This window comes from Sphingobium vermicomposti (assembly GCF_011762025.1).
GTDB classification, from domain to species: domain Bacteria; phylum Pseudomonadota; class Alphaproteobacteria; order Sphingomonadales; family Sphingomonadaceae; genus Sphingobium; species Sphingobium vermicomposti.
Map to the genome: position 1 here is coordinate 506,513 of NZ_JAASQR010000002.1, position 15,329 is coordinate 521,841.

Genomic DNA, 15,329 nt, shown 5'->3' on the forward strand with positions numbered 1-15,329 from the left:
TATATAGAAGTCACCGCCGTTTCCGCAATCAATGAGTATAGCCGCCTAGTGGCCGCCGACCGTCTTTACCTGGATCACGCAGCGACAACGCCGATGCTGGCCGAAGCGAAAGCGGCAATGGTCGAAGCGTTGGACCGTTGGGCCAACCCGTCCAGCCCCCATGCGGACGGGCGTGCTGCGCGCGCCGTGCTTGAGGATGCGCGGGGCAGGATCGCGCAAGCGCTGGGCTGGCAGGCGCATGTCATCTTTACCTCCGGCGCGACTGAAGCCATCGCCATGGCGCTAGGCCATGCGCCGACCGATACTATTGCGACTTCGCCGGTCGAACATGATTCAGTCCTTCGCGTCACTCCCGGCGTCCACCGGCTGCCGGTCGATCGTAACGGGCGCGTCGATATGACGCTTCCCGCCGGGCGACCGCGCGTGATTGCCGTCCAGCACGTCAATAACGAAACGGGCGTCATCCAGCCGCTGGATGAAGTCGAACGCACGGGCGCACTGATCTTCGCCGATTGTGCCCAGAGCGCGGGAAAGCTGCCCCTGCCGGATGCTGACATGGTCGCGATCAGCGCGCATAAATTCGGCGGCCCGCCGGGAACTGGCGCGCTGCTGGTCAAGGATCTTGCTCTGCTGCGTCCCAGCGGCGGGCAGGAACAGGGCTATCGGGCGGGAACGGAAAATCTGCCGGGCATACTCGGCATGATGGCCGCGCTGGAGGGGCGGCGAGACTGGCTGCCCGGTGCTGAACACCTGCGGGCACGGCTGGACCGTGGTATAGAGGCGGCAGGGGGCGAAGTGGTGGCAAAAGATGCTTCACGTATCGCCGCAATCGCCAGCTACCGCATGCCGGGCGTGTCGGCCCGCGCGCAGCTGATCCAATTCGACATGGCGGGCATATCGGTATCGGCCGGCAGCGCCTGCTCGTCCGGCTCGCTCAAGACCGGCCATGTGTTGCATGCCATGGGCTGGGACGATGTCGCCGCGTCCGAAGTGGTACGCGTCAGCTTTGGTCCTACCACCGACGATGCAGATGTGGACCGATTCCTGCGCCATTGGTCCAGCATGGCGGAGCACGGACGGCGATGACAATCTATCTCGATTATCAGGCAACCACGCCGCTCGCACCCGAAGCGTTTGATGCCATGGTGCCGCTGCTCCGCGACCAGTTCGCCAATCCCCATAGTGCGCACAGGTTGGGCCGGGCAGTCGCCGCTCAAGTCGAACAGGCGCGGGCAGAGGTCGCGACATTGTTACCGCCCGGCGGACAGATTCTCTTCACATCGGGCGCGACCGAAGCGCTCAACATGGCAATTCAGGGCGCTCCTGCTGGCGGTATCGTAACCATCGCGACGGAACATGCGGCGGTGCTGGACACAGCGCTGGCCCAGCAGGGCGACGGACGCGAAGTCATTGTTCTGCCGGTCGGGCCCGACGGTCTGGTAGATATGGATGCAGCCGCGCGCGCGATTCGTCCGGGCGTTGCGCTCGTCGCGGCGATGCTGGTCAATAATGAGATCGGGGTGATTCAGCCGGTTGCCCAGCTCGCGGGCATGGCGCATGAAGCAGGCGCCCTTTTCCTGTGCGATGCCGTACAGGGCTATGGTCGCGTGGCCCTTCCCCATAATGCGGACATGATCGCGATCAGCGCGCACAAGATCCACGGGCCAAAGGGTGTGGGCGCATTGTGGCTGCGCGACGGGGTTCAGCTTCAACCCGTCATCCATGGCGGAGGTCAGGAAGGCGGGCTGCGTTCAGGCACGCTGTCGCCCGCCCTGTGCGCGGGATTCGGCGTCGCTGCCCGGATCATGCGCGAAAGGGCGGACGCTGACCGATCCCATATCGAAACGTTGTGGGACCGGGCGCAGACGCTGTTTGGCGATTGGACTCTGAACGGCAGCGCGGATTGCCGCTATCATGGAAATATCAACCTGCGCCGCGCCGGAATCGATGGCGCGCGTCTATTGTCGGATTGCCGCAATGTCGCTTTTTCACTCGGCAGTGCTTGCGCGAGCGGGTCCGGGCGTCCTAGCCATGTGCTGCGCGCCCTGGGATTGCCGGACCGTGACGCGCGTGGATCGGTGCGGATCGGCTTTGGCCGGTATACGACACTGGCCGAACTGGAGGATGCGGCGGCAATCATAAATAAAGCGGCAGCCGCACAAGCGGCGCCATAAAACCAAGGGAAGTCGCAACATGGTCAGGGTCACCTTCATCAGCGCCGATGGCGAACAGCGGCAGGAAATTGACGCCGTCACCGGGTCTGTCCTGCTGGATGTCGCCCAGGCGGCGGGCCAGCCTTTGGAAGGGACGTGCGAAGGCCAGATGGCCTGCTCGACCTGCCATGTGATCGTGGACCGGGAGCATTTCGACCGGCTGACGGTCGCCAGTGAAGCGGAAGAGGATATGCTGGACCTTGCAGCAGCGGCCACGCGGACCAGTCGCCTGTCCTGCCAGATCGTCCTGGATGACACGCTCGACGGCCTTATCGTCAGCATCCCTGGCCAGTCCCACAATATGCAGGGCATGTAACAGGTGCGTTTTCCCATCCTCGCATTGCTTGCCGCCGCGCCGCTCTTGGCCGTGGGGAGCGCCGTCGCTCAGGACCGCCAGTCGCTGCTGCCGCCTGCGCCGCGCTACATGGTCAGTCAATCGGCGATGGACGCCGCGCGCAATCCTCGCGAAATTGAAAAGGAAACCGGCGGTCGGCTGGGCGTTGCGCTGATCGACAGCAAGGGCGCGCTGTTGCTTGGCTTCAACCGGGACGACCGCTTCGCGATGTGCTCGACCTTCAAAGCCCCTCTCGCTGCTGCCGTGCTGATGGGTGCGGAAGCGGGCAAGTTCGGGCTGGAAGGGCAGGTCGCCTTTTCGAAAGCCGACCTTCAGGATTATGCACCAGTCGTAAAGGCGAACATGAAACGCGGACGCATGTCGATGGCCGAGCTTGCCGAAGCGGCGGTGGAAGTCAGCGACAACAGCGCGGCGAACCTGCTGCTTTCCTTCGTCGGCGGGCCGGAAGGATTGACGGCGTTCATGCGGTCGCATGGCGATGCCGTCAGCAGGCTGGATCGCAACGAGCCGGACCTTAACGAGAATGCGGAAGGGGACGTGCGCGACACGACCAGCCCGGCGGCGATGGCCGGACTGATGGCGCGGCTGATCTTCCAGAACATGCAGCCGGACAGCGCCACGCTGCTGCGCGAATGGCTGAATGGCAGCACCACGGGCGATCGGCGGATCAAGGCGGGACTGCCGGAAGGCTGGACGTCCGGTGGCAAGACGGGCAGCTGCGGCACGGCGTTCAATGATGTCGCGCTGGTCAAGGCACCGTCTGGCGAGGAATATGTCCTCGCCATCTATCTTGATCGGCCTACGGTCGACGCCAAGGCCGCCGACAGCGCGATTGCCGAAGCGGCACGAGCGGCGCTGGGGCTGATTGGCAAGGCGCAACGCACGGGGCTGGAGTAAGGGCGCGCCTGCTTTGCGCCCTTGCCATCAGCGCGACCTTTCGCCATATGCGCCGCGGGAGTCGGGCGGACGTGGTCGTCGCCAACCTGGTCAGGTCCTGACGGAAGCAGCCACAACGATTTTGCCGCGGGTCGTTCCGGCTCCCACCCTTATCCGGCTTTCCGGCTTCGACAGCCGCCCGCTAAGCCGCTAGGTTGATCCTCATGTCCGATTCACCCCAGCCCTATCGCGTGCTCGCGCGGAAATACCGCCCGCGCAACTTCAATGAGCTGATCGGGCAGGATGCGATGGTCCAGACGCTGGGTAACGCCATCCGTCGCGGGCGGCTCGCCCATGCCTTCCTGATGACCGGCGTGCGCGGCGTGGGTAAGACATCAACGGCGCGGCTGATAGCCAAGGCGCTGAATTGCGTCGGCCCTGATGAACAGGGCGGCCCCACCATCGACCCCTGCGGCCAGTGCGAACCGTGCAAGGCGATTGCCGAAGGTCGACATATCGATGTCGTGGAAATGGATGCCGCCAGCCATACCGGCGTCGATGACGTGCGTGAGATTATCGAGGCGGTGCGTTACGCAGCCGTTTCTGCGCGCTACAAAATCTACATCATCGACGAAGTCCACATGCTGTCGAAGAACGCGTTCAACGCGCTTCTCAAGACGCTGGAGGAACCTCCCGCCCATGTGAAGTTCCTGTTCGCCACCACCGAAGTGAACAAGGTGCCGGTGACCGTCCTGTCCCGGTGCCAGCGCTTTGATCTGCGGCGCATCCCGGCGGAAATGCTCGCCGCGCATTTCGCCCATGTGGTCGACGCGGAGGGCGTCGCTGCGGAAGGCGACGCGCTCGCACTGGTCGCGCAGGCGGCGGAAGGATCGGCGCGCGATGGCCTGTCCATCCTTGATCAGGCGATTGCCCATGCGGAAATGGGTGAGGGCGCGCCGTTGATCACCGCCACCCAGGTGCGCGACATGCTGGGCCTGTCGGATCGCGGTGCCGTCCGCCGCCTGCTGGCCCTGCTGCTGGAAGGCGACACCGGCGCGCTGCTCGGCGCGGTGCGTGATCAATATGCGCTGGGGGTCGAACCACTCGCGCTAATTCGCGGCCTGTTGGAGCTGGTCCATGCGGTGACATTGTTGAAGGCTGGGCGCGACATCGCCAGCCCCGGCCAGTCGGCTGAGGAGCGGGAGGCGCTCGCCAACTGGGCCTCGCAGATCGGCTTTGCGCCGCTGCACCGCCTGTGGCAGTTGCTGCTTAAAGGACATGATGAGGTGGCGAGCGCTGCCTTTCCCATCGAAACCTGCGAAATGGCGCTCTTACGGGTCATGCATGCCGCGACCATGCCGGACCCGGGCGAAATTGCCCGCCTGCTGCGCGATGGGTCAGCGGCCAGCCCTGGCGCGCCGACTTCGGGCGTACCCGCTGCATCGACAATTGAAGGTCCCGCCGCGTCGCTTCCTGCAACGTTCGAACAGATGATCGTCGCGCTGGAAGATGGCGGACGACACATGATCGCCGGACAGATCAGGGACTGCGTCCGCCTGGTCAGCTACGCACCGCAATCGCTGGAAATGCAGCTTGCTCCGCCGCTGGACGCGAATTTTGCCAAGACGCTGGAAGGCGCCCTGTACCAGACGACCAAGGTTCGCTGGCAGGTGCGGGTCAGCGATGGCCCCGCCGCGCCGTCTTTGCTGGAACAGGATCAGCAACGGCGCGCTGATGAGCGGGCGGAAATATTGGAAACACCCGTGGTGAAGGCGGCGATGGCGGCCTTCCCGCATGCGCAGCTCAGTGATGAGCTGGAACAATGGAGCGCAGAGCGATGAAGGATCTGAACGAGATACTGGGTATGGCCAGCCGCGTGCAGGAGGAACTGCAACGCGCGCAGGACAATCTGGACAAGATAGAGGTTGAGGGCGCTGCTGGCGGCGGCCTGGTCAAGGTGCGCGCATCGGCCAAGGGCCGGATCGTGGGCGTGTCGATCGACGACAGCCTGCTGGCGCCTTCGGAAAAGCAGATGCTGGAAGACCTGGTTGCAGCCGCTTTCAATGACGCGCGCAAGAAAGCCGACGAGGTAAGCTCCGCAGAAATGGCCAAGATGACGAGCGGTTTGCCTCTGCCCCCCGGCTTCAAACTGCCTTTCTGAAAAATTGCGGGCATGCCCTCAGCCGCCATTCATCGTTCCTTTAATAGACTGGCGCGATTGAATGGCGGGATGACTGTCCCCATAAAGCGATGAACTGCATGGCGGACCAAGAGACCTGCGGCATCGGAGATTGAATGAACACGCAATATCCCCTCCTTCCACTGCGCGACATTGTCGTTTTTCCGCAGATGATCGTGCCGCTGTTCGTGGGCCGCGACAAAAGCGTTGCTGCCCTGGAATCGGCGATGGAAGGCAATAAGGAAATCTTCCTCGTATCGCAGCTTGACCCTGCGGAGGATGATCCGAGCCGGGATTCCCTGTACGACACAGGCGTCATCGCCGTCGTCCTGCAACTGCTCAAGCTGCCCGATGGCACCGTGCGCGTGCTGGTCGAAGGAAAGAGCCGCGCTCAGCTCGTCTCGATCGACGCGGACGGCACGCATTTGGTGGCTGATGTCAGTCCGGTGGAAGAGGTCGCGGCGGAAGGTCCCGAAGCGTCCGCACTGATGCGGTCGGTCGCGGAACAGTTTGAAAATTACGCCAAGCTCAACAAGAAACTGCCGGCCGAAACGCCCGTGCAACTGCGTGAGATTGAAGACGCCGGCCGGCTGGCCGATGCCGTTTCCGCCAATATCAACGTCAAGGTCGCCGACAAGCAGTCGCTGCTGGTCGAAGCTGATCCGGTCAAGCGGCTGGAGATGGTGTTCGCCTTCATGGAAGGCGAGCTGGGCGTGCTGCAGGTCGAAAAGAAAATCCGTGGCCGCGTGAAGCGCCAGATGGAAAAGACCCAGCGCGAATATTATCTGAACGAGCAATTGAAGGCGATCCAGCGTGAACTGGGCAATGGTGAGGGTGAGGAAGGCGATGAACTCGCCGAACTGACTGAAAAGATTGCCAAGGCCAAGCTCAGCAAGGAAGCGCGGTCCAAGGCGACCGCGGAGCTGAAAAAGCTCAAGGGCATGCAACCCATGTCCGCCGAAGCGACCGTCGTCCGCAATTATCTGGACGTGTTGCTGGGGCTTCCCTGGGGCAAGAAGGGCAAGGTCAAGACCGACCTCAAGCGCGCGCAGGCGATCCTGGACGAGGATCATTTCGCGCTGGAGAAGGTCAAGGACCGGATCATCGAATATCTTGCCGTCCAGGCGCGCACCAACAAGCTGAAAGGCCCGATCCTGTGCCTCGTTGGTCCTCCGGGCGTTGGCAAGACTTCGCTGGGCCGCTCCATCGCCAAGGCGACGGGGCGCGAATTCGTCCGCCAATCACTGGGCGGCGTGCGCGACGAGGCCGAAATTCGCGGTCATCGCCGGACCTATATCGGATCGCTGCCGGGCAAGATCGTCACCAACCTCAAGAAGGCCGGGACCATGAACCCGCTCTTCCTGCTGGATGAGATTGACAAGCTGGGGCAGGATTTCCGGGGCGATCCGGCTTCGGCGCTGCTGGAGGTGTTGGACCCGGAACAGAATAGCAAGTTCCAGGACCATTATCTGGAGATCGACGTCGATCTGTCGGACATCATGTTCGTCACGACGGCCAACTCGCTGAACCTGCCGCAGCCATTGCTCGACCGTATGGAGATCATCCGGCTGGAAGGCTATACCGAGGACGAAAAGGTCGAGATCGCTCAGCGCCACCTGCTTCCCAAGCAGTTCGACGCGCACGGCCTTAAGGACGGCGAGCTGGAAGTGACCGAGGCAGCGGTGCGCGACCTTATCCGCCATTACACGCGGGAAGCGGGCGTGCGTACGCTGGAACGGGAAATAGCCCGGCTCGCACGCAAGGCGCTGCGCAAGATCCTGGAAGGCGTGTTCGACAAGGTGACGATCACGCCCGACAATCTCGCCGCGTATGCCGGCGTGCAGAAGTTCCGCCATGGCATGGGCGAGGAAGAAAACCAGATTGGTGCCGTCACAGGCCTCGCCTGGACCGAAGTCGGCGGCGAGTTGCTGACGATCGAAGCCGTTACCGTGCCAGGCAAGGGTCAGATCAGGACGACCGGAAAGCTGGGCGAAGTGATGAACGAATCGGTTCAGGCCGCCTTCTCCTATGTGAAGGCGCGCTCCCCCGGCTATGGCATCAAGCCCAGCATCTTCATCCGCAAGGATATCCACATTCACCTTCCCGAAGGCGCGGTGCCCAAGGACGGACCTTCTGCAGGCATCGGCATGGTGACGACCATCGTGTCGACCCTGACCGGCATCCCCGTTCACAAGGATGTGGCAATGACTGGCGAGGTGACGCTGCGGGGCCGGGTGCTGCCCATTGGCGGGCTAAAGGAAAAGCTGCTCGCGGCGCTGCGCGGTGGGATCAAAACGGTTCTGATCCCCGCGGAAAATGAAAAGGATCTGGCGGAAATCCCGGCCAATGTCCGCGAAGGGCTGGAAATCGTGCCGGTTGCGCATGTGGATGAGGTGCTGGCGCGGGCGCTGGTTTCCGCACCCGAAGCGATTGCCTGGACCGAAGAAGATGATCTGGCCGCTCAACCCAGCCCCGCACAGGGCAGGGATGGGGACGCGACTTTGCGTCACTGACAAGGGTTAAGTGGCTGTTAAGAGCCGGTTTGATGGGACCTGATCTGGATCAGAAAATCTTGTCGATCGCGGTTCTTTTGTCGTTTTCCCTTTGACAGCTATTCAAAGCTGCGCCTTATTGCGCCGCTTACGCGATTCCGACGTTTATCCATAAAGCTAGAAGGGGGTTCCAAGGCATGAATAAGCAGGATCTTATCAGCGCCGTCGCTGAAATCAGCGGCCTGAGCAAGAGCGACACGACCAAGGCTGTCGAAGGTGTGTTCGAATCCATTTCCGCCGCGCTGAAGAAGGGCGATGAAGTTCGCCTTGTCGGCTTCGGCACTTTTTCCGTTTCGCAGCGCAAGGCGTCCACGGGTCGCAACCCGCGCACCGGCGAAACCATGACGATCAAGGCTTCGGCCCAGCCCAAGTTCAAGGCGGGCAAGGGCCTGAAGGATTCGGTGAACTAAATCGGCTGTCCGGTTCACCGGACCAGCCTGTCCCCCTTCGCGGCATCTGGCCGCCAGCTGGCGGGAAGTTTTTAGGAGAGCGGCGCGGCAGGTGGATAATCCATCGCACGCTGTATGTTTGAGGCGGATTGGGGGACGGGCCGGATGGCTAGTCCCCCTTTCTTTTTCGGTGAAGAGACGCGTCTGGGCGCTTGACGAGGCTGAAATGCCCGCATATGTGCCGCTTCTCTCTCGGGCCATATGGCCCTGTGGCGATCGTAGCTCAGTTGGTTAGAGCGCTGGTTTGTGGTACCAGAGGTCGGGGGTTCGGATCCCCTCGGTCGCCCCATTTTCCCCTTCTGCATCAATGATATCCGCGCCTTGGTCGGTCGCGACCGGCGGGCATAGGGAAAGCGAACTTCAATCATTCGCCCCTTCGCATCCTGATCATAGGCTCCTATAAAGCCGTGATGGATGATGCACGCGACAGGGGACTGATCCTCAACCCCAAATATGACCGGGACGGGCTGATCACAGCCGTCATTACCGATGCTGACGGAGGCGACGTGCTGATGGTCGCCCATATGAACGCCCAAGCGCTCGCCTTGACGGTCGAAACTGGTCTTGCCCATTTCTGGTCCAGAAGCCGCCAGTCATTATGGAAAAAGGGTGAAACGTCGGGCCATACGCTGCAGGTCCGCGATATTCGCATAGATTGCGACCAGGATGCCGTGTGGGTGAAGGCAACCCCCGCTGGCCCAACCTGCCACACCGGCGCGCGCTCCTGTTTTTTCCGGCGCGTAGGGGTGGACGGGCTAACGTCGGTGGATGCTGACTAGCGCCGATACCATCCGACTGCATGAGCTCAACGGTGCCAGCCTTTCGCGTGTCAATTCCGGGACAATGCTGCTCCGACATTTAACATCTTGCCGTTGGTGATAATCACCAGATCGCCCAGATTCGCCACGGCGAACAGCTTGCGGGCGAATGCGGTCGGCACGCCGATGCAGCCATGGGTCGCATTGCCCCACTGAACATCGCTACCATGGATCGCCACCCCATCATTTGTCAGGCGCAGCATGTAGGGCATCGGCGCGTCATAGAGGTTGGACACATGATCTGCGTCCTTCTGTGTGATCGGAAAGGCACCAAGCGGGCTTGGCTTGTCATCCGCGCCATAAAGGATGACGGCAGCGCCAATCTCATGCCCCGCGCGAAACACGGACAATGTCTGGGCCTTCAGATCGACGGTAATGATCACTGGGCCGACCGCAGGGGCGCGGCTTTCGTCCCAGGCATAATCCCCATGGCGGAACGGGCCATGGATGGGCAGGACGCTCTTGACCGCCAATGTATGCGGATCGACCGCCACAGGCTGCGAACGCGTCCGTTCGACGGGTACATTCTGGACGGCGGGCTTTGGAGCCGGATCGGCCGTCTGCTCCAGATTCTCGCGCGGTTCCAGATCCTGGCCACGTTCGACATAGGCGGTGACGAGCAGCAGGACGGCACCCGCCGCTACCCCCACGGCCAGCTTCGGGCCTGCAAATCGCATCAATGCCGTGATCAGTCGCACATGCTCGCCCCGGTTTCCGACAGTCGCCTAAGCGGTCTGCCGGAAAAAGGTTAAGGTCAGCCTTCCCGGTCGACCTCTGCCGCCGCGATGGCGGTCAGGTTCAATATGCCCCTGGCCGTGACTCCGGGGGTCAGGACGTGGATCGGCTGAGCCAACCCCATCAGCATCGGCCCCACAGTAGGCGAACTGGACGAAGCCGAAAGCGCCGTCAGCGTGATGTTCGCCGAATCGAGGTTAGGCATGACCAACAGGTTCGCCGGCCCTTCGAAGCGGGTGTCGGGGATCAGCTTTTCGCGCAATGGCTGGCTGAGCGCTGCATCGGCATGCATTTCGCCATCTACCTTGAGGTCGGGTGCCGCGGCTTTCACGATCTGCAATGCGGCGCGCATCTTGCGGGCGCTAGGGCTGTGCGATGCGCCGAAATTGGAATGGGACAACAGCGCGACTCGGGGTGACAGGCCGAAATGCTTCAGCTCGGTCGCGCCCAGCATTGCCATTTCCGCCACCTGCTCCGGTGTCGGATCAGGCACCATATGCGTGTCGGTGATGAACAACGCGCCGGGGTCAAGGATCAGGCCGGTCAGCGCGTAAACGCGGCTATGCCCGGGCCTGCGCTCGATGATCCGCAGCACATGTTCCACCTGGCCCCAATATTCGCTGTTGCCGCCGACGATCGCGGCATCGACCCGCCCGGTGCGGAGCAGCATGGCGGCGGTCACCGTGGGGCGGCGGTAGACGTGACGAATGACCTCGGCTGCAGGCACGCCTTTGCGCGCCGCGATGACCCGATACGCCTCTACCAGCTCGTTCATGATGACATGATCGGTTTCGGGATCGATCACTTCGACATCGTGGTCCAGCTCAAGGCTCAGGCCCAGCTCGGGCAGCTTGTCCTTCAATATCCTCCGGCGCGCCACGATGACCGGGCGCACGATCCCTTCGTCAAGCCCGTCCTGAATCGCGCGGAGCACGCGTTCATCCTCGCCCTCGCCATAGGCGATGCGGCGGCATGTCCCACGCGCTGCTTCGAACACCGGCAGCATCAGCTGCGCCGACCGCGTATTCTGCTGCGCCAGCGATCGCCGGTAAGCCTCGATATCCAGCGCGCGCTTGGCCACGCCGCTATCCATGGCCGCCTTCGCAACGGCGGGGGCGATCTCGGCGATCAGGCGCGGATCGAACGGGGTCGGGATGATATAGTCCGGTCCAAAGGCCAGCTTACGCCCGCCATAGGCCTGCGCGACGCTGTCATGCGCGGGCAATCGTGCCAGCCCGGCAATCGCCTCGGCCGCCGCCGCCTTCATCGCTTCGTTGATTTCCGTAGCGCGTGCATCGAGCGCGCCTCTGAAAATATAGGGGAAGCAAAGGACGTTGTTGACCTGGTTCGGATAGTCGGATCGCCCGGTCGCGATGATCGCATCGGGACGCGCCGCCCTGGCCACCTCTGGCCGGATTTCCGGTTCAGGATTGGCAAGCGCGAAGATCAGCGGCTTGTCGGCCAGCAACGGCAACCATTCCGGCTTCAACACGCCCGGCGCGGAAAGCCCCAGGAAGATGTTCGCACCCGGCAGCACGTCCGGCAATGTGCGGGCGTTCGTATCGCGGGCATAGCGCGCCATGTTGGGCAACATGCCCTCGCGCCCGGAGTGGATCACCCCGTCCTTGTCCGTCAGCGTGACATTTTCGACCTGGACCCCCATGGACACCAGCAGATCGACGCAGGCGAGCGCGGCCGCGCCAGCGCCCGACGTCACCAGCCGCGCTTCCGCCAGGCTTTTCCCTTGCAGGACCAGCGCGTTACGCACCGCCGCCGCGACAACAATGGCGGTGCCATGCTGGTCATCGTGGAAGACGGGGATGTTCATCCGCTTCTTCAACTCCGCCTCGATGGCGAAGCATTCCGGTGCCTTGATATCTTCCAGGTTGATGCCGCCGAAACTCGGTTCCAGCAGCGAAACTGCTTCGATGAACTTTTCAGGATCGGTCGTATCGACCTCCAGGTCGAACACGTCGATGTCGGCGAACTTCTTGAACAGGACCGCCTTGCCCTCCATCACCGGCTTGGACGCCAGCGCGCCAATGGCACCCAGGCCCAGCACCGCCGTGCCGTTGGAGATGACCGCTACCAAATTGCCGCGCGCGGTATAATCCATCGCCTTGTCAGGATCTTCCGCGATTTCCAGGCATGGTGCGGCGACCCCCGGAGAATAGGCCAGCGCCAGATCGCGCTGATTGACCATTCGCTTGGTCGGCTCAATCCGCAGCTTTCCCGGCTGCGGCAGGCGGTGATAGTCCAGGGCGGCGCGGCGTGTGTTTTCGTCCATGCGTCGGGGATTAGTGACCATTCGCCGCGGGGGCAATGGCGAGCATCACCAAAGGCAGTCCCCGCCCATCGGATAAGAAAACCCGCCTGACGCCTGCGATGAAAAGCCCCGCTTGTGCGCCGGGACGCTTCCCACTAAATCGCGCGCATGACATCGACCAACGACATTCGCCGCTCCTTCCTCGACTATTTCGGGGCGAACGGCCACACCATCGTTCCGTCCGCGCCTCTGGTGCCGCACAACGACCCGACGCTGATGTTCGTCAACGCGGGCATGGTGCCGTTCAAGAATGTCTTTACCGGACTGGAATCGCGGCCTTATTCAACTGCGACCAGCAGCCAGAAGTCGGTCCGCGCAGGCGGTAAGCATAATGACCTCGACAATGTCGGCTACACCGCGCGCCACCACACCTTCTTTGAAATGCTCGGCAATTTCAGCTTCGGCGATTATTTCAAGGAACAGGCGATTGTTCACGCCTGGACCCTGCTGACGAAGGAATGGGGCCTCCCCGCCGATAAACTGACGGCGACGGTCTATCACACCGACGATGAAGCCTTCGACCTGTGGAAGAAAATTGCGGGCCTGCCCGATCACCGCATCATCCGCATTCCGACCAAGGATAATTTCTGGGCGATGGGTGACAGCGGTCCCTGCGGTCCTTGTTCGGAAATTTTCTACGACCATGGCGACCATATCTGGGGCGGCCCTCCGGGATCGCCGGAGGAAGATGGCGACCGCTTCGTTGAAATCTGGAACCTCGTCTTCATGCAATATGAGCAGGAAGCGAATGAGATCGTAAGCGAACTGCCCCGGCCCAGCATTGATACCGGCATGGGGCTGGAACGCGTCGCCGCCGTGCTGCAAGGCGTGCATAACAATTATGACACCGACACATTCAAGGCGCTGATCGAAGAATCGGGCGCGCTCACCCGGACCGCCATCGATGGTGAACATCAGGCCAGCCATCGCGTCATCGCCGACCATCTGCGCTCGACCAGCTTCCTGATCGCGGACGGCGTGCTCCCCGCGAATGAAGGCCGCGGCTATGTCCTGCGCCGTATCATGCGCCGCGCCATGCGCCATGCGCACATCATCGGTGCCAAGGAACCCTTGATGCACCGTCTGGTGCCAAGCCTCGTCTCCGAAATGGGCGGCGCTTATCAGGAACTCGTCCGCGCCCAACCGCTGATCGAGGAAACATTGCTGCGGGAAGAAACCCGCTTCCGCCAGACGCTGGAAAAAGGCCTGAAGCTGCTCGACGAAGCGACCGTCGACCTTTCAGAAGGCGGCACGCTTCCCGGCGAAACCGCTTTTAAGCTCTATGACACTTATGGCTTCCCCTATGACCTGACCGAAGACGCGCTGCGTGCGCGGGGCCTCGGCGTTGACCGGGACGGCTTCGACAAGGCGATGGCCGAACAAAAGGCCGCTGCCCGAGCCGCCTGGAAAGGCTCTGGCGAAAAGGCGTCGGACGAAATCTGGTTCGACATTGCCGAAACCACCGGCAGCACCGAGTTCATCGGCTATAACGGCACGGAAGGTGAGGGCGAAGTGCTCGCGTTGGTCAAGGACGGCGCGCGTATCGACGCGGCGGGGCCGGGCGATGAAGTCATCATCATCGCCAACCAGACGCCATTTTATGGCGAAAGCGGCGGCCAGATGGGGGATGCTGGCACCATCACGTCGCAATCCGGTCTGGTCGCTGATGTGGAGGACACTTCAAAGCCGCTCGGTCGCATCCACGCCCACCGGGCAAAGGTCGGCGCTGGCAGCATCAAGGTCGGCGATGCGATCCATATGACGGTCGATATCAATCGCCGCGACCGCATTCGCGCCAATCACAGCGCGACGCATCTGCTGCACGCTGCCCTGCGCAATGAACTGGGCGCGCATGTCACGCAAAAGGGCAGCCTGGTCGCGCCGGATCGCCTGCGTTTCGACTTCTCCCATCCCGACGCGCTGACTCACAGCCAGATCGCCGCCATTGAATCGCATGTGAACGCACAGATCCGCCATAACGAACCTGTGACAACCCGGCTGATGACGCCCGATGACGCCATTGCGGCAGGGGCCATGGCCCTGTTCGGTGAAAAATATGGCGATGAAGTCCGCGTCCTGTCCATGGGCAGGGGTGACGCCAACAGCTATTCGGTCGAACTGTGCGGCGGCACCCATGTTCACGCCACGGGCGACATCGCGATCCTCAAGATCATCTCGGAAAGCGCCGTGTCTTCCGGCGTTCGCCGTATCGAGGCGCTGACCGGCGAGTCCGCCCGCCTGTGGCTCTCTGACCGCGAAGAGCGCCTGCGTCAGTCCGCTGCCACGCTCAAGACCACGCCAGAGGAGGTCCCGGCGCGAATCGCCGCGCTGGTCGAACAGAGCCGCAAGCTCGAACGCGAACTGGCCGAAGCAAAGAAGGCGTTGGCCCTGGGCGGCGGCAATGGTGCCCCAGCAGCCGGTCCCGAAAAGGTCGGGAACATCAACTTCATGGGCCAGGTGATAGAGGGTCTCGATCCCAAGGAACTGCGCGGCCTGATCGATCAGAACAAGGCGACCCTGGGCAGCGGCGTATCCGCCATACTCGCCGTCGTCGAAGGCCGCGCCAGCATCGCGGTCGGCGTGACCGAAGACCTCGTCGGGACGATCAGCGCCGTTGATCTGGTCCGTGCAGGCGTCGAAACGCTGGGCGGGAAGGGCGGCGGCGGTCGCCCTGACATGGCGCAGGGCGGCGGTCCCGATGGCGACAAGGCGCAGGCCGCCCTGGACGCCGTAAAGGCCGCTCTGGCCTAACCTCTATCTCGAAGATCGGTGGCTCAGGCAGTTGTCCAAGTGGATAAACTGGCTGAGCCGCTATCGCGCATTTTG

General features: G+C 62.5%; 12 protein-coding genes, 1 tRNA gene and 1 other RNA gene. 12 read left to right on the top strand and 2 right to left on the bottom strand.

What is annotated here, in order from left to right; genetic code table 11:
- The first annotated feature begins 48 nt into the window (after nucleotides 1–48).
- The 11 genes from FHS54_RS07275 (at nucleotide 49) to hisI (ending at nucleotide 9,403) form a co-directional block, all read left to right on the top strand.
- Entirely contained in the window at nucleotides 49–1,086 is a 1,038-nt protein-coding gene (locus FHS54_RS07275; RefSeq protein WP_167303600.1) for an aminotransferase class V-fold PLP-dependent enzyme, read from the top strand.
- Nucleotides 1,083–2,174 carry a cysteine desulfurase family protein gene (locus FHS54_RS07280; RefSeq protein WP_167303134.1) on the top strand — a complete coding sequence of 364 codons (1,092 nt, stop codon included), beginning with the start codon at nucleotides 1,083–1,085 and terminating at the stop codon, nucleotides 2,172–2,174. The genes FHS54_RS07275 and FHS54_RS07280 overlap by 4 nt, the downstream gene beginning before the upstream one ends.
- 19 nt (nucleotides 2,175–2,193) lie before the next feature.
- Entirely contained in the window at nucleotides 2,194–2,529 is a 336-nt protein-coding gene (locus FHS54_RS07285) for a 2Fe-2S iron-sulfur cluster-binding protein (protein ID WP_167303135.1), read from the top strand.
- A gap of 3 nt (nucleotides 2,530–2,532) precedes the next feature.
- Entirely contained in the window at nucleotides 2,533–3,465 is a 933-nt protein-coding gene (blaSGM, locus tag FHS54_RS07290; protein WP_425057302.1) for an SGM family class A beta-lactamase, read from the top strand.
- Nucleotides 3,466–3,518: 53 nt separating this feature from the next.
- Nucleotides 3,519–3,616, top strand: an RNA gene (gene ffs / locus FHS54_RS07295) — signal recognition particle sRNA small type.
- 52 nt (nucleotides 3,617–3,668) lie between these two features.
- Nucleotides 3,669–5,285, top strand: a complete 1,617-nt coding sequence (locus FHS54_RS07300; RefSeq protein ID WP_167303136.1) for a DNA polymerase III subunit gamma/tau — start codon at nucleotides 3,669–3,671, stop codon at nucleotides 5,283–5,285.
- Nucleotides 5,282–5,605 (top strand): YbaB/EbfC family nucleoid-associated protein, encoded by a 324-nt coding sequence (locus FHS54_RS07305; RefSeq protein ID WP_167303137.1) that lies wholly within the window; start codon nucleotides 5,282–5,284, stop codon nucleotides 5,603–5,605. Before FHS54_RS07300 ends, FHS54_RS07305 begins: the two co-directional genes overlap by 4 nt.
- A 134-nt stretch (nucleotides 5,606–5,739) precedes the next feature.
- Entirely contained in the window at nucleotides 5,740–8,136 is a 2,397-nt protein-coding gene (lon, locus tag FHS54_RS07310; RefSeq protein WP_167303138.1) for an endopeptidase La, read from the top strand.
- A gap of 176 nt (nucleotides 8,137–8,312) precedes the next feature.
- Nucleotides 8,313–8,585 carry an HU family DNA-binding protein gene (locus FHS54_RS07315; protein ID WP_167303139.1) on the top strand — a complete coding sequence of 91 codons (273 nt, stop codon included), beginning with the start codon at nucleotides 8,313–8,315 and terminating at the stop codon, nucleotides 8,583–8,585.
- A gap of 251 nt (nucleotides 8,586–8,836) precedes the next feature.
- Nucleotides 8,837–8,913: transfer RNA gene (locus FHS54_RS07320), tRNA-His, on the top strand.
- 121 nt (nucleotides 8,914–9,034) lie between these two features.
- The gene (hisI, locus tag FHS54_RS07325; protein ID WP_167303602.1) at nucleotides 9,035–9,403 is read left to right on the top strand and encodes a phosphoribosyl-AMP cyclohydrolase; all 369 of its coding nucleotides are present in this window, start codon (nucleotides 9,035–9,037) and stop codon (nucleotides 9,401–9,403) included.
- A 50-nt stretch (nucleotides 9,404–9,453) separates the two neighbouring features.
- On the opposite strand, the gene FHS54_RS07330 is transcribed toward hisI, so the two are convergent.
- Nucleotides 9,454–10,119, bottom strand: coding sequence for a L,D-transpeptidase family protein (locus FHS54_RS07330; RefSeq protein ID WP_167303603.1), 666 nt, complete (start codon nucleotides 10,117–10,119; stop codon nucleotides 9,454–9,456).
- Nucleotides 10,120–10,196: 77 nt separating this feature from the next.
- Complete coding sequence (locus tag FHS54_RS07335) at nucleotides 10,197–12,464, bottom strand: NADP-dependent malic enzyme (protein ID WP_167303140.1); 2,268 nt, start codon at nucleotides 12,462–12,464, stop codon at nucleotides 10,197–10,199.
- 147 nt (nucleotides 12,465–12,611) lie between these two features.
- On the opposite strand from FHS54_RS07335, the gene alaS reads away from it, so the two are divergent.
- The gene (gene alaS, locus FHS54_RS07340; RefSeq protein WP_167303141.1) at nucleotides 12,612–15,254 is read left to right on the top strand and encodes an alanine--tRNA ligase; all 2,643 of its coding nucleotides are present in this window, start codon (nucleotides 12,612–12,614) and stop codon (nucleotides 15,252–15,254) included.
- Nucleotides 15,255–15,329: the final 75 nt, after the last annotated feature.